The 19,043-nt window shown below is 67.9% G+C and carries 18 protein-coding genes and 2 pseudogenes; 11 read left to right on the top strand and 9 right to left on the bottom strand.

The features are described 5' to 3' along the window. Window positions 1–12 precede the first annotated feature (12 nt). Both WS89_RS26430 and WS89_RS26435 read right to left on the bottom strand, forming a co-directional pair. Window positions 13–2,031: a VTT domain-containing protein gene (locus tag WS89_RS26430; protein ID WP_059794716.1), complete on the bottom strand. Its 2,019-nt coding sequence runs from the start codon at window positions 2,029–2,031 to the stop codon at window positions 13–15. Between the two features lie 108 nt (window positions 2,032–2,139). After that, window positions 2,140–2,592, bottom strand: a complete 453-nt coding sequence (locus tag WS89_RS26435; protein WP_059794718.1) for a hypothetical protein — start codon at window positions 2,590–2,592, stop codon at window positions 2,140–2,142. Window positions 2,593–2,927: 335 nt separating this feature from the next. Between WS89_RS26435 and WS89_RS33210 the strand changes: the two are divergent. Next, window positions 2,928–3,326: pseudogene (locus WS89_RS33210) on the top strand (histidine kinase); the annotation flags it as partial. Here the strand turns inward: WS89_RS33210 and WS89_RS26445 are convergent. Both WS89_RS26445 and WS89_RS26450 read right to left on the bottom strand, forming a co-directional pair. After that, the gene (locus WS89_RS26445) at window positions 3,223–4,533 is read right to left on the bottom strand and encodes an MFS transporter (protein ID WP_059794723.1); all 1,311 of its coding nucleotides are present in this window, start codon (window positions 4,531–4,533) and stop codon (window positions 3,223–3,225) included. The pseudogene WS89_RS33210 and the gene WS89_RS26445 sit on opposite strands and share 104 nt — an antisense overlap. 123 nt (window positions 4,534–4,656) lie before the next feature. Beyond that, a complete protein-coding gene (locus WS89_RS26450; RefSeq protein ID WP_059795073.1) occupies window positions 4,657–5,673 on the bottom strand; it encodes an ABC transporter substrate-binding protein in 1,017 nt (338 codons plus the stop codon). A gap of 237 nt (window positions 5,674–5,910) precedes the next feature. Between WS89_RS26450 and WS89_RS26455 the strand changes: the two genes are divergently transcribed. The 6 genes and pseudogenes from WS89_RS26455 to WS89_RS34755 form a co-directional block, all read left to right on the top strand. After that, complete coding sequence (locus WS89_RS26455; RefSeq protein ID WP_027782307.1) at window positions 5,911–6,576, top strand: response regulator transcription factor; 666 nt, start codon at window positions 5,911–5,913, stop codon at window positions 6,574–6,576. Then, entirely contained in the window at window positions 6,563–7,999 is a 1,437-nt protein-coding gene (locus WS89_RS26460; protein WP_059794726.1) for a sensor histidine kinase, read from the top strand. Before WS89_RS26455 ends, WS89_RS26460 begins: the two co-directional genes overlap by 14 nt. A gap of 248 nt (window positions 8,000–8,247) precedes the next feature. Further along, a complete protein-coding gene (locus WS89_RS33215) occupies window positions 8,248–8,775 on the top strand; it encodes a PAAR domain-containing protein (protein WP_082741979.1) in 528 nt (175 codons plus the stop codon). A gap of 2 nt (window positions 8,776–8,777) precedes the next feature. Next, complete coding sequence (locus WS89_RS33220) at window positions 8,778–9,392, top strand: hypothetical protein (protein WP_082741980.1); 615 nt, start codon at window positions 8,778–8,780, stop codon at window positions 9,390–9,392. Beyond that, window positions 9,389–9,676: a hypothetical protein gene (locus WS89_RS26465; protein WP_059794729.1), complete on the top strand. Its 288-nt coding sequence runs from the start codon at window positions 9,389–9,391 to the stop codon at window positions 9,674–9,676. The genes WS89_RS33220 and WS89_RS26465 overlap by 4 nt, the downstream gene beginning before the upstream one ends. A 32-nt stretch (window positions 9,677–9,708) precedes the next feature. Next, window positions 9,709–9,961 (top strand): annotated as a pseudogene (locus tag WS89_RS34755) (ATP-binding protein); the annotation flags it as partial. Here the strand turns inward: WS89_RS34755 and WS89_RS26470 are convergent. From WS89_RS26470 to WS89_RS26485, 4 genes are read right to left on the bottom strand one after another with little or no spacing between them, the layout of a single operon-like run. Continuing rightward, window positions 9,960–10,724, bottom strand: coding sequence for an ABC transporter ATP-binding protein (locus WS89_RS26470; RefSeq protein ID WP_059504264.1), 765 nt, complete (start codon window positions 10,722–10,724; stop codon window positions 9,960–9,962). The pseudogene WS89_RS34755 and the gene WS89_RS26470 sit on opposite strands and share 2 nt — an antisense overlap. Continuing rightward, window positions 10,721–11,578, bottom strand: coding sequence for an ABC transporter ATP-binding protein (locus WS89_RS26475; protein WP_059795077.1), 858 nt, complete (start codon window positions 11,576–11,578; stop codon window positions 10,721–10,723). The genes WS89_RS26470 and WS89_RS26475 overlap by 4 nt, the downstream gene beginning before the upstream one ends. A gap of 11 nt (window positions 11,579–11,589) precedes the next feature. Further along, window positions 11,590–13,401, bottom strand: a complete 1,812-nt coding sequence (locus tag WS89_RS26480) for an ABC transporter permease (RefSeq protein ID WP_059794731.1) — start codon at window positions 13,399–13,401, stop codon at window positions 11,590–11,592. A gap of 39 nt (window positions 13,402–13,440) precedes the next feature. Beyond that, window positions 13,441–14,634: an ABC transporter substrate-binding protein gene (locus tag WS89_RS26485; RefSeq protein WP_059504268.1), complete on the bottom strand. Its 1,194-nt coding sequence runs from the start codon at window positions 14,632–14,634 to the stop codon at window positions 13,441–13,443. A 356-nt stretch (window positions 14,635–14,990) separates the two neighbouring features. Between WS89_RS26485 and WS89_RS26490 the strand changes: the two genes are divergently transcribed. From WS89_RS26490 to WS89_RS26505, 4 genes are read left to right on the top strand one after another with little or no spacing between them, the layout of a single operon-like run. Further along, complete coding sequence (locus tag WS89_RS26490) at window positions 14,991–16,013, top strand: LysR family transcriptional regulator (protein WP_059794734.1); 1,023 nt, start codon at window positions 14,991–14,993, stop codon at window positions 16,011–16,013. After that, complete coding sequence (locus WS89_RS26495; protein ID WP_059794737.1) at window positions 16,010–17,470, top strand: NAD(P)-binding domain-containing protein; 1,461 nt, start codon at window positions 16,010–16,012, stop codon at window positions 17,468–17,470. Before WS89_RS26490 ends, WS89_RS26495 begins: the two co-directional genes overlap by 4 nt. Beyond that, window positions 17,467–17,997, top strand: a complete 531-nt coding sequence (locus WS89_RS26500; protein WP_059794740.1) for a CMD domain-containing protein — start codon at window positions 17,467–17,469, stop codon at window positions 17,995–17,997. The genes WS89_RS26495 and WS89_RS26500 overlap by 4 nt, the downstream gene beginning before the upstream one ends. Further along, complete coding sequence (locus WS89_RS26505) at window positions 17,994–18,587, top strand: peroxidase-related enzyme (protein ID WP_059794742.1); 594 nt, start codon at window positions 17,994–17,996, stop codon at window positions 18,585–18,587. The genes WS89_RS26500 and WS89_RS26505 overlap by 4 nt, the downstream gene beginning before the upstream one ends. Window positions 18,588–18,622: 35 nt before the next feature. Here WS89_RS26505 and WS89_RS26510 read toward each other — a convergent pair whose 3' ends face one another. Beyond that, window positions 18,623–19,042 (bottom strand): Lrp/AsnC family transcriptional regulator, encoded by a 420-nt coding sequence (locus tag WS89_RS26510; protein WP_059795081.1) that lies wholly within the window; start codon window positions 19,040–19,042, stop codon window positions 18,623–18,625. Window position 19,043 lies beyond the last annotated feature (1 nt).

The following is a 19,043-nucleotide window of genomic DNA, read 5'->3' on the forward strand; positions in this document are numbered from 1 at the left end:
CGCCCTGCCCATTCACGGCTTCACCATCCAGACCAGCAACATCTCCTCCGGCACGGCCGTCGTCCCCGCCGGCGGATGCTCGATCCTCGGCTCGACCGCCAACGCGTGCGCAATCGCCGCCGCATCGTCGATCGTCGTCGTGTGCACGAGCGTCATCAGCCGCGCCGGCCGGCGCAGCGTTTCGCGATACAGCGCGCCGTACCACAGCGGCCGCATGCCGAGCGCATCCTGCAACACGTACGGATAACGCCACAACCGCAGCACGAAGCGGCTTTCCGGGTGGGCCGGATCGACGCGGACGAACACGCGCCGCGTGCTTTCGCCATGGGTATAGCGCGGCAGCACGGGCAGCGTGTCGACGGGCGCCTGCGGCGCCAGCCAGCGCAGCGCGGTGGCCGGCGACCACGGCGTCGCGCGCTGCCAGCCGGCCTGCGCGAGATGACGGACGAGCGTGTCCGACGTCGCGCTCCATTGCAGCGGCAGATATTCCTCGCGGTCGCCGCCGATCTCGGTACGCCGCGTCGGCACGCGCTGCCACCCGCCGCGCAGCCACTGGTCGACGGTCATCGCGACCACATCGCCGACATGCGGACGCGCCGCGCGATCGCGCTGCCATTGCGCGGGCACCGTCCATACGCCGGCCGTCGCGAGCACGACGACGACTGCGACGAGCGCGCCTCGCGGCTGCACGTGCTCGCGCACGCGCCAGTACGCATGGGCGCCGGCGAGCAACGCGAACCACGCGAGCCCGAGGCTCCATCCACCCAGCAGGCCCGACAGCCAGGTATCGCCGACATACAGCCGCGCGAAGCCGCCGAGCACGATCCACAGCACGACCGCCGTCACGACCGGAATGCGCCACAGCGCGGGCCGGTCGCGCGTGATCAGCCAGCCGAGGCCGCTGCTCGCGAGGATCGCGAAGGCGGCGTCGGCATCGGGCAGCGGCACGTGCAGCGCACCGGGCGGCAGGCTCGCGGGTGTCGCGCCGGGCACGCCCGCGCCGAACACCGGCACGAGCACGACGGCGACGCCGACCGTCGCGAGCCACCATGCGGCCGTCAGCCAGCAGCGATGGATCATCAGCCAGACGAGCAACGCGGCCGCGACGATCAGCCCCGTGTCGTGCCCATGCAGGATGGCGAGCGCACTCATCGCGGCGTCCGCGGGCGGCGTGCGCAGGTTCTGCAGGAATGCATACAGCGCGATGTCCGCATGCATCAGCGGATCGTTCGCGACGACGTCCTGCACGATCCCCGCGAACAGCCACACGCAGCCGATGAACAACAGCGCAAGCACGGGCACCGCGCCCGGCAACCCGCGCAGGTACGCGATGCCATCGTGCAGCCGCGCGCCGAACCGCGGCCAGCGGCGCGCGCATGCATGCACGGCGTCGGCGAGCGCGCGGCACAACAACGGCCATCCGCGCCGCAGCGCGACGCGCACGCCGATCCACACGAGCGCGACCAGCGCGGCCACGACCAGCAGGATCGCGGCGACCCGCACGCTGATCGCCGCGGCGAGCGCGGCCGACGCGCCGAACAGGATGCCGGGTGCGATGTGGACAGGCGCCCACACGAGCGCCGAGATCACGTTGACCGGATAGAACGACCGGCGCGGCAGCGTCGCGCAGCCGACGACGACCGGCACGACCGCACGCACCGGCGCGAGAAAGCGCGCGAGCACGATGCTCTTCGTCCCGTGACGCAGCACGAACTCCTCGCCGCGCGCGTAGGCGCTCGCGTAGCCGAAGCGCGCCCACGCGTTGCGGATCATCCCGCGGTAACGTCGCCCGAGTTCGTAGCTGATCCCGTCGCCGATCACCGCGCCGACGGCCGCGACGCCGATCGTCGCCCATGCGTCGAGCGCGCCCGCGCCGATCAACGCACCGGCCGCGAACATCACGGCGCCGGCCGGCACGATCGTGCCGATCAGCGCGATCGCCTCGGCACAGGCAGCCACGAACACGATCGCCAGCACGAGCAGCGGATGCGCGCCGATCGCGCCGATCCACGCGTGGATCGTGTCGCTCATCGCACACTCCCGGACGGGGCGGCCCGGTGCGCGAACGGCGGGCCGGCAGGGGGATTGGAGACGTTCATCGCGACATGCGCACGCTCGCGCCGGTGGCGGGGTCAGGGATCAATCGAACTCGTGTTGCCGCGCGTCGGCCTCGAGCGGTGCGTCGTGGTAGCCGACCGTCGCGATCTCGTGCAGATAGCGCGCAAGAAACGCGCCGATCGAGCCGGCGGCCTCGTATTGATGCACGTGCCGGAATTCGTGCGTCAGCAGGCGGCGCGTGTCGTGCCCGCGCAGCACGTACACCGCGTGACCGAGCGTGAGGCCGATCGTCCCGGGCGACAGCAGCCCCGTGTCGCGGGCGATCGCAGCGAGCGTCGGCGTGTCGGGAAACGGCATGCGATCGACCGCCACCACGCGGATCCGGTCCGGTTGCACGACGCCCACCGTGCGCGCGTCGTCAGCTTGGGCCGGCGTCAGCGGCGCGCCCAGCGCGAGCCCGCGCGCCGCCTCCGCTTCGGCCCATGCGACGGCGGCGGGCAGTGCGGACGGCAGGATATCGGCAAGGTCGATCATTGCAGGGGCTCCTCGGTTCGCGCGGGTGGCATCGGGCACCAGTTTAGTCCCGAATCGGAACGGGTCGCGGGACGGCTCCCGTGATGCCGCGCCGGCCGCGATCTGGTACAGCGATCACCACGGAATACCCTGTTCGGATACGCGTCGCACCGTACCCTTTCCCGGGGATTTCGCGAACGCGTACCGTTTTCGGGTTCGGAGGCACATATTGATCAGAAGAACGGCCGCGGCGACAACCGGACGGCAACGCGCGTCATCCCGAAGAGGGTCGCTGGAAGATGATCAAGGTAATTCTGGCTGACGATCACGTGGTCATGCGGAACGGACTGCGTCACATCCAGAAAAGCGCGCAGTTGAACGACGCGAACGAACGGCTCGAACAGCGCGTCGCCGCGCGCACTGCGCAACTGAGCGCGTCGAACCGCGACCTGCGGCGCGAAGTCGAGGAGCGCGTGCGCGCGGAACGGGCGCTGCAGGTGTCGCGCGACGAGCTGCGCGGGATCGCCGCGATCAGCGCCAGCGCGCGCGAAGCCGAGCAGCGCCGCATCGCGCGCGAACTGCACGACGAACTGGCGCAGACGCTCGCGACGCTGAAGAATGATCTCGAATGGCTGATCGACCAGGCCCCCATCAAGCCTGCGCCGCCACCATCCCGCGCTCCGACCGCGTCCACGCGACCAGCGCGCCGATGCCGAGCAGTGCGAGGCACACGATCGGCACGATCATCGGCCCGAACGCGGTGCCCGTCATCTTGCCCGCGAACGGCATCAGGTTCTGGCTAAAGAAGCCGCCGAGGTTGCCGATCGAGTTGATCGCCGCGACGCTCGCAGCCGCCCGCGCGCCGGTGAAATAGCGCGGCGGCATCGACCAGAAGCACGGGTACAACAGCGGAATGCACGCGCCGCCGAGCACGAGCGCGATGAAGCGCAGCGGCGTCGACGGCAGCACGAGGCTCAACAGGAAGCCGAGCGCGCCCAGCGCCGCGACGATCGCGATCGTACGCAGGATGCTCTTCGCGCGACGCAGCTTCGCCGGCAGCCACAGCAGCAGCAACACCGCGAGCGCCCACGGCAGCATGCTCAGGAACCCGTTCGTCGTGCTCGACACGCCGAACGATTTCACGAGCGTCGGCAGCCAGTACGTGACGCCGTACAGCGACGTCGACATCAGCATGTAGGTCGCCGCGAACAGCATCACGCGCGGATCGAGCAGCGCCTTCCACGGCTGACCGTGCTCGGCCTGTGCCGGCTTCTCGCGCTCCAGCGCGGCCGCGACGATCTGCTTCTCGCGCTCGTCGAGGAACGGCGCTTCGCGGAACGACGCGGGCAGCACGCGAAACACGACGATCGCGACGATCACCGCCGGAATGCCCGTCGCGACGAACACCCACTGCCAGCCCGCCAGCCCCCACACGCCGTTCAGGCTCAGCAGCACGCCGCCGACCAGCGAGCCGAGCATGTTCGCGAGCGCGCTGCCGAGCGTGAAGATGCCGAGCACCTTCGCGCGGTAGCTCTGCGGGAACCACAGCGTCAGGTAATAGATCACGCCCGGATAGAAGCCGGCCTCGGCGATGCCGAGCAGGAAGCGCAGCGAGCAGAACACGGGCATCGACGTCGTGAAGCCCATCAGCACCGTGATGAGCCCCCACGTCAGCATGATCCGCGCGAGCCACACGCGTGCGCCGTAGCGATGCAGCGCGAGCGTGCTCGGTACCTCGAACAGCAGGTAGCCGATGAAGAACAGCGACGACGCGAGCCCGAACGCGGCTTCCGTCATGCCGAGGCTGTGGACCATCTGCAGTTTCGCGAACCCGACGTTCTGCCGGTCGATGAACGCGATCAGGAACATCACGACGAGGATAGGCATCAGGCGCCGCGCCATCTTCGACATGATGCGCCGTTCTTCGGCGGACGCGGGGTCCAGGGTATCGGTAGCGTTCACTTCAGGCTCCTTGCGTGAATCGGTTGCGTATCGGTTGTATATCGGTTGAAACGGCGTCGCGCGCGACGAACGCGCCGGCGTCGGGTGGTTCGATGCATGGCATCGGATCGCGGCAAACGCGGCTCAACCCGACCGGTAGTCGTCGAGCATCGGCGCGAACATCTCGTGCCACGCGCGCGGCTTCGCCTTGATCGTACCGGCCAGGTACAGGAATTCGACGTAGTCCATCAGCTGGTTCGGCAGCACCGAGAAACGCGTGTCGGGCGCGGCGAGCATTCGCATCACGTCGTCGTGCGACACGCCGACGCCCGACGACGCCGCGTAGAGCGCGGCCGCCGCGCGCGGGTCCTGCGCGATCAGGCGGTTCGCTTCGTCGAGCGCGCCGAGAAACGCGACGGCTAGCGCAGGCTGCGCATCGACGAGCCGCTTCGGCGCGAACACGACGTCGAGCGTCAGCGGGCCGAGCACGTCGACCGAACTCACGACGCGATGAATGCCCGGCTGCCGCAATTCGAGCGTCGAGAACGGCGGCGACGTGAAATGCGCGGTCACGCCGTTCTCGCGGCGGATCAGCGCCTGCATCGCCTGCGGATGCGGCAGGTTCACGGTGATCGAATCGAGCTGCGCGAAATGCCTAGCGCCAAGCTGCCGGCTCGCGACCATCTGCAGCACGACCGCCGACAGCGACGTGCGGATGCCCGGCACCGCGATCCGGTCCGACGGCGTGAAGTCGCGAAGCGACACGAGGCCCGGCCGGTTCGCGTTCAGCGACAACGACGTAGTCGACAGCCCGCTGATGCCAATCACCTCGACGTTCGGAATGCCGCGCGCCCGCGCCCACAGTTCGATGAACCCCGGCGCGCCGGCGCCCGCGAAATCGAGCGTGCCGGCCATCATTGCGTCGTTGACGGAATTGCCGCCGTCGAGCAGCACCCATTCGACCGCGACGTCGCGCACGCCGTGGCGCGCCGCATGCCGCTCGAACAGCCGCTGCTTTTCCATCACGAGCAGCGGCAGGTACAGCACGCCATAGCCTTTCGAGATCCGCACCGTGCGCGGCTTCGCGCGCACCAGCGCCGGCACGGCGAGCACGCCGAGCCCGGCGGCGATCAGTGCGCGGCGGCGCGGCGACGCCGTCATGCGCGCGCCGCCGTGCGGCGGGCGGCCAGCGGCCACGCGCAGGCCGGCGTGGCGCCGCGGCGCGCGTTCGTCGTGCCCGTGACATGCTGCATGTTGCCGTCTCCTTGAATATTTCTGGTATTAATGCCGTCCTTGCATCCTGCTTCCGGCTCGACACAGGTTATCGACCGAGTCTGAGAAAATGCTGACATCCCGGCTCCGGGAAAACCCCTAATCCACCTACCTGCAAACGGCACCATGCGCATTCTCGTCGTGGAGGACGATGCCGAAATCGGCGCGGCGATCCGCAGCCGCCTGGCCCGGCTCGGCCACGCCGTCGATCTCGAAACCGACGGCGCGACCGCGAACGGGCTGCTACGCGTCGAGCGCTTCGATCTCGTCGTGCTCGATGCGAACCTGCCCGGCATGGATGGCTTCACCGTGCTGCGCAACCTGCGCGCGTCGGGCAGCACGACGCCCGTGCTGCTCGTCACCGCCCGCTCGGCGATCGACGACCGCGTGAGCGGCCTCGGCCTCGGCGCCGACGACTACCTCGTGAAGCCGTTCGACTATCGCGAACTCGACGCGCGCGTGCAAGCGCTCCTGCGCCGCAACAGCGGTCACGCAAACGACGTACTGACGCTCGGCGGCCTCGTGATCGACCGCAGCAGCCGCCTCGCGGAACTCGACGGCCAGCCGCTGTCGCTGTCGCGCCAGGAATTCGCGCTGCTCGAAATCCTCGCGAGCCGACCGCAACGCATCTTCTCGAAGGAAGAACTGCTGAATCAGTTGTTCAGCTTCGGCAACGAACCGACCGCGAACGCGGTCGAGCAATACGTGACGCGCGTGCGCCGGAAGCTGCAGGGCAGCTCCGTCGAGATCCGCACCGCGCGCGGGATGGGGTATCAGATTGCCGCGCATTGACTGGTTCCCGAAGACGCTGTTCGGGCGCACGCTGCTGTTCATCGCGCTCGTCGTCGCGACCGGCGCGCTCGCGCTCGCGGCGATCGCGCGCTACTACGCGGGCGTCGCGGCCGAACGTGCGTACGACCAGTTGCTGGCGGGCGCGTCGATCCAGGTCGCGGAAAACCTCTATGTACAAGGCGGCGTGCTCGCGCTGAATCCGCCGGTCGCCGCGCTGTCGACGCTGTCGCGCTACGACCTCGTCTACTACAAGGTCGTCGATTCGCGCGGTGTGGTCGTGGCCGGCTACAACGATCTCACGAGCGCCGCGACGCTCGCCGCCGCGAAGCAGGGCCCCGCGTTCGCGAATGCCGTCTACCAGGGGCACCCGATCCGCACCGCGACGATCGCCCGCTACATGCCCGAGGAAAGCACGCCGGGCTGGGCGCTCGTGACGGTTGCGCAGACAACCAACGCGCGCCAGCAGTTGACGAACGACATGAGCATCAAGGTGTGGACGCTGATCCTGCTGATGAGCGTGCTCGCGATCGGCGCGAGCGGCCTCGCGATCCGGCGCGGCCTGCGCCCGCTCGCGCGGATCGGCACGATCATCGCCGCGCGCGACCCGGCCGACCTGCGGCCCGTGGCCGTCGATACGCCGAGCGAGATCGACGCGATCATCGGGTCGATCAACGGGCTGATGCGACGGCTCGCGGAGCGGATCAACGCGATGCAGCGCTTCATCGCCGACGCCGCCCACCAGATGCGCACGCCGCTCGCGCGGCTCGATGCGCAGATCGAGCTGCTCGACGGCGAGACCGATCCCGTGCGCCGTGCGGCGCGCCTCGATGCGCTGCGCGCGACCTGTTCGGACGTCGGCCGGCTCACCGGTCAGTTGCTCAATCATGCGATGGTGATTCATCGCACCGAGGCCGTGCCGCTGCAACCCGTCGAACTCGTCGCGCTCGCGAAAGAGGTGCTGGGCCGTACGATTCCGCTCGCCGGCGAGCGCGACGTGGCCGTTGCGTTCGCGAGCGACGCGCCGCATGCATGGATCGACGGCGATGCGATCAGTCTTCAGGAAGCGCTGTCGAACGTGCTGCACAACGCGCTGCTGCACGGCCACGCGGACGACATCGTCGTGTCGGTCGCGACCATCGGCAACGCGGATCGGGCGGTGACGCTGACCGTCACCGACAACGGGCGCGGAATGCCGCGCGAGCACTGGGACGCGGCCCTGCAACCGTTCGTGCGGATCGCGCCGGACGGCAGCGAGCGTCGCACGGGGTCGGGACTCGGGCTCGCGATCGTGCAGGAAGTGATGAAGGCGCACGGCGGGCGCGTGGGGTTCGCGTTTCCGGAGGCAGGCGGGTTCGCGGTGGTGCTGACGTTTCCGCGTGGTACCGGAACGGATGGCGACGGACATGCGGGCGAATTGCCCTGACGTACACACGTCTGAAGTTATCCAGCCGTACTGCAATGCGACATCCAATTTTTTCACTGCTCTCGATGATTCGCTAAACGAGTATGAAATCATCGCGATCTGAATCAAATATTCGAATTCGTCTTATTGCGTGTAGCCGTTTCGAACTGACATGATGCCGTTACCAATTCGCGCTGCCAGACGAGTGCGTGATAAACGCTCAAACATAGCGCCACCGTCTCTACATTGGTGACACATAGGTTCTGATTATGCGTAAAGCAGCCGTACGTGACGGCGATCCGACTACGACTCGCGGATCGGTGATCGCTCACGCGTCCTCCATCTATGATGGTAGGAAAAAGGTCGCATTGGACGGAGAAAAAGCAACCTGCGGCACTTGCAAGGGAGCATTCAAGATAGTCGCCACCGGGAAGGGTATCTCGGATAAAGGACGCAATGTCGCCGTCGATGGAGACATCGTGATGTGCCCTTGTGGGGATAACCGTGTCCTTGTCGGAAGCAATCCCGGCATTTTTCTGCGATCGAGCCGACGCTCATCGGATCTCCCAGACACGGCGGCCTTCAGGGAGGCAAGTTCGTCGTTCGGGGGCGCCGAATCGTTCAATGAGCGATTCGTGTTATGCGATCCGACCGGAGTAATTCTGTCTCATACCGCGTATGCCATGCAGTTCGAAAACGGCAGCCTCGTGTACGGCACGACGGATCACTCTGGACGTACCCAGCAAATCGAATCCGGACCGCAGCCAGAACGAATCAAACTGTACGTAGCAGGATAACCATGGGGAATCGCACACACATATCTCCGGATGGCGTGAAATATCGGCTGATCGCAATCGAGGAGACTACGCCTACCACGGACAAAGCCATCAAAAAGGTGATCGCCGACACGACAAGCGTCGAAGTCATCGTCAGCGATTCACGCCTGCGCAGTCGAGGTTCTCAATGGGGTCACGTGGCAATCGAAATTGACGGAATCGTGTATAGCCGCGCGCATGAAGAATACGTCAAGATCGACAAGCGTACCTACCTGCATGGTGGAATCGTGTCGCTGGCAAACGGCTCGATAAGAACCGGTGGAAATTTATGGCGGGATAACCTTGGTCTGATCGTGAGACTTTCGCCCGTTGAAAAAGAGAAGGTCCGGAAGGAACTCGAACGACGTGTCGCCGTTGATCGAGCGTTCAAAAGTACACACCCCCATTCCAGCACTTATAGTGTCTTCGACAACAGTTGCTCATCCAACGTCGCCGACGTGCTTGAATCGATCGGCATTCTCGCCCATGACCCACGCTGGCTGCCGACACCTGTGACACCAGCCGAATTACTGGCAGCGCTCGAAAAATCAAAGCGGCTGGCGAAGAAAAATCACTATCCGAAGCGCACAGATCAATGACCGTCCGCTACATCACCCTCGGGCTCGTGCAAATGCTGTTGATTGCAACCGCAGGCTGGCTCAGGCGCCTGGCTTGGCCAGACATCGACTTTCTCGACTGCCCCGGGGATTGGTCGCTCATCATACGATTATCCTTCTACTGCCTTGCAGGATGGCTCGCAACGGTAGTACTCGCAATCGCATTCGCCGTATCCGACAAGCGGAACCGATCGATGATCGTTTTGTTTCTCGTCGTCACGCTGCCCTCCGTCGAACTTCTGACCCTGCTGTCGTTCGCGTGGTGAGTACGGCTGCCCGGGAATACGAAACGCAGCCGAACGCGCGGCCGCACGGGCACGCGGACGACATCGCCATGTCGATAGCGACCTCGGGCAACGTCGACGATACCGTGACGCTGACCGCCACCGACGACGGCCCAGGCATTCCGCGCGAGCATTGGGACGCCGCTTTGCAGCCGTTCGTACGGATCGCACCGGACGGCACGGAACGGCGCACCGGGTCGGGTTCGCCCCGCGGTCGTGCAGGAAGCGATGAAGCCGCACGGCGGACGCGTGGGGTTCGCCTTCCCTACACCGCCACCGCCTCCCCACCGAGATACGCATCGCGCACGCGCTCATCGTCGAGCAATGCCTTCGCCGGCCCTTCCAGCACGACGCGCCCCGTCTGCAGCACGTATCCGTAGTGCGCGATCTCCAGCGCGAGGCTCGCGTTCTGCTCGACCATGAACACCGTCACGCCCTGCCGGTTGATCGCGTCGATCAGTTCGAGCACTTTGTCGACGTAGAGCGGCGACAACCCCATCGTCGGTTCGTCCATGCAGATCAGTTTCGGCCGCGCCATCAGTGCGCGTGCCATCGCGAGCATCTGCTGCTCCCCGCCCGACAGCGTGCCCGCGCGCTGCGCGAGCCGCTCGCGCACACGCGGAAACAGCTCGAGCACGCGTTCGTAGTCGTCGGTCACCGCCGCGCGATCGCCACGCGTGTAAGCGCCCATCAGCAGGTTCTCGCGCACGCTCATGTCGCCGAACAGCCGCCGCGCCTCCGGCACGGCTGCGATCCCGCGCCGCACGCGTTGCGGCGTCGCGAGCGCCGTCACGTCGTCGCCGTCGAAACGCACGACGCCGCGTTTCGGCCGCATCAGCCCGAGAATCAGCTTCATCGTCGTCGACTTGCCGCTCGCGTTGCCGCCGAGCAGGCTGACGATCTGCCCGCGGCCGACTTCGACGTTCACGTCGAAATGCACCTGCACGGGCCCATAGAACGTGTCGAGGTGTTCGAGTTTCAGCAGCGCGTCCGTCATGGTCGTATCGGGTCTCGAAGAAAGTACGCTCATGCAGCCGCCTGCACGGCACGATCGGCCGACGGGCCGCCCGCATGACGGCGGCCGAGATAGGCCTCGATCACGCGCGGATCGTGTCGTACGTCGCGCGGCACGCCTTCGGCGATCTTCACGCCGTTGTCGAGCACCATCACGCGGTCGGACACGCGCATCACGAGTTCGAGCTTGTGCTCGATCAGCAGGATCGTCAGGCCGCGCGCCTTCAGCGACCGGATCAGTTGCAGCATCTCGGCGGTCTCCGTCTCGTTCATCCCGGCCGTCGGCTCGTCGAGCAGCAGCAGGCGCGGATGCAGCGCGAGCGCGCGGCCGATCTCCACGCGCCGCCGGTTCGCATACGACAGGCTGTGTGCCGGATGATCGATGCGCGGCGTGAGCCGTTCACCGAACCCGGCGACGATCGCGCGCGCCTCCTCGCGCAGCTCGGCCTCCTCGCGCCGCACCGAAGCCGGCCGCACGAGCGCGCGCAGCACTTCGGCGGCCACACCGAACACTGGCCAGCCGGGCCGCGCCGCACGCAGCCTCGCATGCGCGCCGATCAGCACGTTGTCCAGCACGCTCAGGTTGCCGAACACGCGGCCATGCTGGAACGTGCGCGCGATACCGAGCGCCGCGAGCCGTTCGGGCGCGATACCGGTGATGTCTCGGCCGTCGAACGTCACGCGGCCGACATCGGGCCGGTCGGCGCCCGCGATCAGGTTGAACAGCGTCGACTTGCCCGCGCCGTTCGGACCGATCACGCTCAGTAGCTCGCCGTCCGAGAGCGTCAGGCTCGCGCCGTCGAGCGCGGTCACGCCGTCGAAACGGCGTGTGAGGCCTTGCACGTCGAGCAGGGGTCGAGTGGTCGTCATCGCATTGCTCCTCACACCGTGCCGAGCAGGCCCTGCGGTCGGAACCGGACGAGCAGCAGCAGCACGAGGCCGTAGATCAGCATCCGGTAGTCGGCCGCCCAACGGAACAGCTCGGGCAGCCCGATCAGCGTGATCGCGCCGACGATGCCGCCAAGCACGTTGCCAAGCCCGCCGAGGATCACCATCGTCAACGCGAGGATCGACACCTGCGAATCGAAGGTCTGGTGATTGATGTAGCTGTACAGGTGCGCGGCGATCCCGCCGCTCACGCCCGCCGTGACGCCGCCGACCGCGAACGCGATCGCCTTGTAGCGGTTCGGCGCGATGCCGTGCGCCCGCGCGGCGACATCGTCCTCGCGCACCGCGCGCAGCGTGCGGCCCAGATGCGAATGCAGCAGCCGCACCTGCACGAGCGCAAACACGACGAGTACCGCGAACGTGAACCAGTACGCGGCGCGCGCGGTCGTCGTCCACGGCAACGGCGCGATGCCGGTGATGCCGAGCGGGCCGCGCGTCAAGCCGTCCCAGTTCAGGATCACGAGGCTCACCACTTCGCCGATGCCGAGCGTCGCGATCGACACGTAATGCCCGCGCAGCCGGAATGCCGGATAGACGAGCAGCGTGCCGAGCACGGCCGCGATCGCGCCCGCGCACGGAATCGTCACGGCCGGCGACCAGCCGAGATCCGACGACAGCAGCGCCGACGCATACGCGCCGATCACAAGCAGCGCGGCGTGGCCGAGTGAGATCTGCCCGACCGTGCCCGCGACGAGCGTGAGGCTCAGCGCGAGCAACCCGTACAGCCACGCGTTGGTCAGCGTCTGCAGCACGTAAGGCGATGCGCCGAGCCATGGCAGCACGGCCGCCGCCGCGATCAGCACGACGAGCACCGGGCGCGGCACGCGCACGGCTTTCGCGGCGGCGAGGAAGGTGCCCGTCATCGGCTCCGGCGGCAGCGCGCGGTTCGCGCTGAACAAGCCGTTCGGCCGCCACACGAGGAACACGATCAGCAGTCCGAACGCGAACAGGTCGCGATAGCTGGTGCCGAACAGCGCGACGCCGTAGCTTTCGACGAGACCGAGCAGCAGGCTGCCGGCGATCGCGCCGGGCACGTTGCCGAGCCCGCCGATCAGCAGCGCGACGACGCCCTTCAGCGTCGCCTGGAAGCCCATCGCCGGATCGATGCTGTTGTAGTACATGCCGACCAGCAGCCCGCTCACGCCGCCGAGCGCGCACGCGATCGCGAACACGGTCTGGTTCACGCGGTCGACGTCGACGCCCATTTGCAGCGCCGCGTCGCGATCCTGCGCGGTCGCGCGCACGGCCCAGCCGAGCCGCGTGAAGCGCAGGAAGCCGTACAGCAGCGCAGCCGCCGCGATGCCGATGCCCGCGATCAGCAGGTCGAGCGAGCCGAGGGTCGCGCCGGCGATCCGTACGTGCCAGTCGGGCAGCGGTGTCGGCACCGCGCGCGGGTCCGCGCTGAACGCGAGTTGCGCGAGCTGGTCGAGGATGAAGCTGATGCCGATCGTCGCGAGCAGCGGCGCGATGCGCGCGGCATGGCGCAGCGGCCGCAGCCCGATTCGCTCGATCGCGATGCCGAGTGCACCGCAGCCGACGATCACCGCCGCGAGCGCAAGCGGCAGCGGCAACCCGAAGCGCGTCAGGCACAGCCAGCCGATGAATGCGCCGACCATGTACACCGAGCCGTGCGCGAAGTTGATCAGGTGCGACACGCCGAAGATCAGCGCGAGCCCGACCGCGAGCAGCGCGTAGATGTTGCCGACGATGAGGCCGTTGAGCGTGTAGTCGAGCCAGGAAGCCATCACGATGCGTCCGTCAGGTGCAGGAGGTTCATGTCGGGTTCAGCGCGCCGCGAGCTGCGGCTTCGCGCCGTCCCACAGCGCCCACTGCCCCTGCTTCACGACCAGATACACGGTGCGCGCGCCCGCGACGCGGCGCGTCTGCGGATCGAAGCGCACCTTGCCGAAGATCACGCTCGGCACGTCGCTGACCTTCGCGAAGCCGTCGTGCGCGGCCTGGCGCGTCGTACCGTAGCGGCGCAGCACTTCCGCCGACAGGATCAGCGCATCGTAGGCACGCGCCACGAACGAATCGGGATCCGCGTGGAATTTCGCACGATAGCGCTGCACGAATGCCTGCACCTCGGGGCGCGGTTCGGCCGGAAAGAAGTTCGATTCCGTATAGACGCCGTCGACGGCCGTGCCGCCCAGTTCGAGGAACTTCGGCGAATACACGGAGCCCACCGCCGCGATCGGCAGCACGATGCCCGACGTGCGCGCCTGGCGCACGATCTGCGCGCCGTCCGCGTAGTACGAGATCAGCACGATCGAATCGGGCTTCGAGGCGCCGATCCGCACGAGCGTCGAGCGGAAATCCTTCTCCGCCGGCTGGTAGCCTTCGGCCGCGACGACCTGCGCGCCGAGCCCGGTCACCGCCTTCGCAAAGATGTCCTTGCTGGTGCGGCCCCAGTCGGTATTCAGGTACAGCACCGCGATCCGCTTGAAACCGAGCTCCTTCACCGCGTAGCGTGCGAGCAGCGGCTGCTCCTCGGCCTGGCTCAGCGCGGTGCTCCACAGATAATCGCCGCCCTTCGTGAAATCCGGATGCGAATTCGTGAAGCCGAACTGCACCAACTGGCCGCGCTGGTAGATCGGCGACGCAGCCATCGACGTCGCGCTCGAGAAATCGCCGAGCTCGACCGCGATGCGCGGATCGGCGACGAACTTCTGCGCGATCGCCACCGCCTGGCGCGGGTCGCTGCGACTGTCCTGGAAGTCGATCGCGAGCGGCCGGCCGTGAATGCCGCCGCTGCCGTTGATCTCGTCGAGCGCGAGATCGAAACCGCGCTTCCACTGCTCGCCGTATTGCGCGTCCTGGCCCGTGAGCGGGCCGCTCACGCCGATCACCACCGGCTCGCCCGATACGCCGGCCGCGAGCGCGCCGCCCGTCGACAAGCCCCATGCCGCAGCGAGCGCCGCCACCGTGCCCAGCACGCGTCGCCATGCGCCGCGCGCGTCGTTCCCCGAAACGTTCATGCGTCCCCCAACTTCAGTCCGTCGAAAAGAGTGAGGGCATGTAACCATCCGGTTCAGGACGATCCAACGAAGTTTTGCGCATATCGATATCGCACGCGGCGCGAAGCAGGCGACGCTCGTGAACGGCCGTCTATCCGTCGCGCGTCGAGCGACGTGCGGACACCCACCGCATCGCGTTGATTCGATTGACGTTTCGTTCTCGTCACCCCCGTGCAACCGGCGCGCATGCGCACACGACCGGCCGCCGCGACAGTCGCGCGCTTCGCAGTTTTCCCGCTGTCGATAGCAAAAATCATTATATGAATCGCGCATGCTCGCACTCCTACAATGCGCAAATTGCATCATCGGAACGCGACATGGAGCTGCATCAACTCGAAGCCTTTTCCGCGGTCATGTCGGCCGGCAGCGTGACCGGCGCGGGCGAACTGCTCGGTCGCTCGCAACCGGCCGTCACGCGGCAGATCCAGGAACTCGAAGCCGATCTCGGCTACGCGCTGTTCGACCGGCATGGCCCGCGCGTCACGCCGACGCGACGCGCGTTCCTGCTGTACGAGGAAGTCGAACGCTCGCTGGTCGGCCTGCGCGCGATCGAGGCGCGGGCGCGCGCGCTCGGCGACGAAACCGCCGAACCCGTACGCATCGCGGCCACGCCGTCGCTCGCGGCCACGCTCGTCCCGGCCGCGCTCGCCGCGCTGCCCGACGGTGCGCATGCGCCGCACTATCAGTTGCGCAGCGAATCGGCCGAGCATGTCGTGCACGAGGTGCTGGCCGGCACGGCCGATGTCGGCGTGCTCACGCTGCCGATGGCGCATGCCGGGCTCGACGTGCAGTGGATCGCGCAGACACCGTGCGTTGCCGTGCTGCCCGCCGGCGACCCGCTCGCGGCAAAGCCGCGCGTCATGCTGCGCGACCTCGCGCGGCGCCGCATCGTGACGGTCGCGAATCGCCACCGGTTGCGCCAGCGGATCGACGCGGCGTTCGCCGCCGCGCGCGTCGATGCGCGCGTATTCATCGAAACCAATGCGTCGCTGAATGCGGTCATGGCCGCGCGCGCGGGCATCGGGATCGGCATCGTCGATCCGGCCACGGGCGTCGCGCTGCCGGTCGACGGCGTCGTCGCACGCCCGCTCGACGTCGACATCCCGTTCGCATTCGGCGTCGCAACACCGGCCGGCAAGGCGCGCACGGCGGCCGTCGATGCGCTGCTCGACGCGCTGCATCGCACGACGCGCGCGCTGCTCGACGACGTGATCTTTCACGACGCCGCCGCGCACGACGCGCTGCTGCGCGGCGACCGGCTGCGCACCGATCGCGCAACGCGCCCGCCTCGCCCGCCTCGCCCGACACGTACCCGCCGCGTGCGCCCGGAGGCCGCATGACGACCCAGCTCGACGCACTCGAAGCGCGGCTCGCGCAGGACCTGCGCTGGCTCGACCTGCCCGCGCCGTCGTGGGTGCCGCCGCGCGAAGCGGACGGCGCGCGCGTGCTCGACGTCGCAATCGTCGGCGGCGGCATGGCCGGGCTTGCGGCCTCCGCCGAGCTGCGCCTGCTCGGCATCGACAACCAGTGCGTGATCGACCGCGCGCCGGCCGGTTACGAAGGCCCATGGCTGACCTTCGCGCGGATGGAGACGCTGCGTTCGCCGAAGCAGCTCGCGGGCCCCGCGCTCGGCCTGCCAGCGCTGACGTTCCGCGCATGGTACGAAGCGCAATACGGCCGCGACGCATGGGACGCGCTCTACAAGATCCCGCGCCCGCAATGGATGGACTACCTGCGCTGGTATCGGCGCGTGCTCGACCTGCAGGTACGCAACGACACGACGCTCGTCGCGCTGCGCCCGCGCGACGATGGGCTGCTCGCGCTCGACGTGCGCGGCAACGGCGAAGCGCAGACGCTGCTCGCGCGCCACGTCGTGCTCGCGACCGGCCGCGACGGGCTCGGCGGTCCGTACGTGCCGCCCGTCGCGCAACGCGTGCCGCGCACGCGCTGGGCCCATTCGTCCGAGCCGATCGACTTCGCCGCGCTCGCGGGCAAGCGCGTCGGCGTGGTCGGCGCGGGCGCGTCCGCGTTCGACAACGCGGGCACCGCGCTCGAAGCCGGCGCCGCCCGCGTCGACCTGTTCTTCCGCCGCGCGGAAATTCCGCGCATCAACAAGCTGACGGGCATCGGCAGCCCGGGGCTCGTGCACGGCTACGCGGATCTCGACGACGCGACGAAGTGGCGCTTCATGCACTACGCGCTGACGTCGCAAACGCCGCCGCCGCGCGACAGCGTGCTGCGCGTGTCGCGCCACGGCCATGCGCATTTCCATGCGGGCAGCCCGATCGAAACGCTCGCCGACCATGCGGACGGGCTGGAAATGACGACATCGCGCGGCCGCTACACGGTCGACTTCCTGATCTTCGCGACGGGCTTTCATTCGGACTGGACGACGCGCGAGGAATTCGCGTCGTTCGGCGCACACGTGCGGCGCTGGAAGGATCGCTATCGACCGGAACCGGCGCTGTGGCTCGACGAGCTCGCCGAGTCGCCCGATCTCGGCCCCGCGTTCGCGTTCCAAGAGCGCGAGCGCGGTGCCTGCCCGGCCGTCACGCGAATCCATTGCTTCAACCATGCGGCGAGCCTGAGCCACGGCAAGCTGTCCGGCGATATCCCGGCCATCAGCGCGGGCGCGCAGCGGCTGGCACGCGGCATCGCGAGTCAGTTGTTCGATGCCGATCGCGACCGCCACTACGACGCGCTCGTCGCCTACGCGAATGCGGAGTTGCAGGGCGACGAATGGCGCGACGCCGACGCCCTCGATCACTTTGACGACGAAGGAAAACCGAAACGATGACTGACTCCATCACGCCGGCCGCCGTGCCGGATACGATCGACGCGGCAGCCGGCCTGCGGGAAAACGACGCCGTCGCCACGCTGCGCCGCGCCCGCGACAAGGTGCTGCTGCCGACGCAACTGAGCGAAGCCGCGCTGTTCGATCCCGCGTTGCCCGATCTTTCGCTGATCGAGCGGCTGCATGCGGCACGGTATGTCGCGCGGCAGTCGAATGCGCACGCGCTGGCCGACCTCTATCGCACCCGGCTGCTCGACGCGGGCGGTACGCTCGACGACATCGACCGGGCGGATGCCGATGCGTTCGACGCGCTACCTCGACGCCTCGGCGCAACCCTCTTGCACGCGAAACGCCTGACGCACGCCCCGGCCAACGCGCGCGCATCCGATCTCGACGCGTTGAAGTCGGCCGGACTCACGACGCCCGCGATCGTCGCGCTGTCGCAGCTCGTCGCGTTCGTCGCGTATCAGTTGCGCGTCGCTGCTGCCGCGCAGGCACTTCAGGCACGTGCCGCGAAGGAGGCCGCATGACGACTGCCGCCCACGGCTTCACGTCCGATACGCTCGGCTGGCGCGCCTGGCTCGACACGGTGCCGCTCGACGCGGCGACGCCCGATCAGCTCGCGGTGCTCGAAGCGAGCCACCCGCAAGCGAAAACGTCCGACTATTACCTGTTGCTCGTCCATCTTCCCGACATCCTGCGGCACCGCTCGGGCGTGTTCAACGCGATCATGTACGGCTCCGGCGGGCTGTCGCGCGCGGAGCGCGAACTGGCGAGCACGGCCGTATCGCGCGTGAACGGCTGCGTGTACTGCGCGTCGGTGCATGCGCAGCGCTTCGCGCAGCTCGCGAAACGCACCGATGCGATCGAACAGGTGTTCGACGATCCGGCGACGGCCGGCACGACGGCGCGCGAACGCGCGATCGTCCGCTATGCGATCGCGTTGACCGAACGGCCCGACGCGATCGGCGAGCACGACATCGCGGCGCTCGAAGCCGAAGGGTTGACGCACGAGGAGATTCTCGACCTGTCGCACGCCATCGCGATCTTCGCGTGGGCGAACCGGTTGATGCTTACGCTCGGCGAGCCGGTGTTCCCGGCATCGGAGGCCGATGCTTGAGCGCACGGAAGGACGTGGCGCGGGCCAGGGCCGCGTCACGCCTTGTGCGTCGACAACAAAATGCTCGTCTCGGTATTCGCGATCCCGTCGATCAACCGGATCGCGCCGAGCACGCGATCGAAGTGCTCGAGCGAATCGGCATGCAGTTCGGCGACGAGATCCCAGCGGCCGTTGGTGCTGTGGATCGACGCGACGTTCGGATGCCCGCGCAGCACCTTCACCACTTCCGCGCCGCGATTGCCCTGCACCGCGATCGACATCAGCGCGCGGATCCGGTGCCGTTCGGCCGCCGGCTTGAGCCGCACCGTATAGCCGACGATCACGCCGTTCTTCTCCAGCCGCGTCAGCCGGCTCTGCACGGTCGCACGCGCCACGCGCAATGCCTTCGCCAACGCGACGACGGGCAGTCGCGCGTTGTCGCGCAGCAGCGCGATGAGCTCGACGCTCGACAGGATA

The sequence above is a fragment of the Burkholderia sp. MSMB1072 genome, from assembly GCF_001524725.1.
Taxonomy (GTDB): domain Bacteria; phylum Pseudomonadota; class Gammaproteobacteria; order Burkholderiales; family Burkholderiaceae; genus Burkholderia.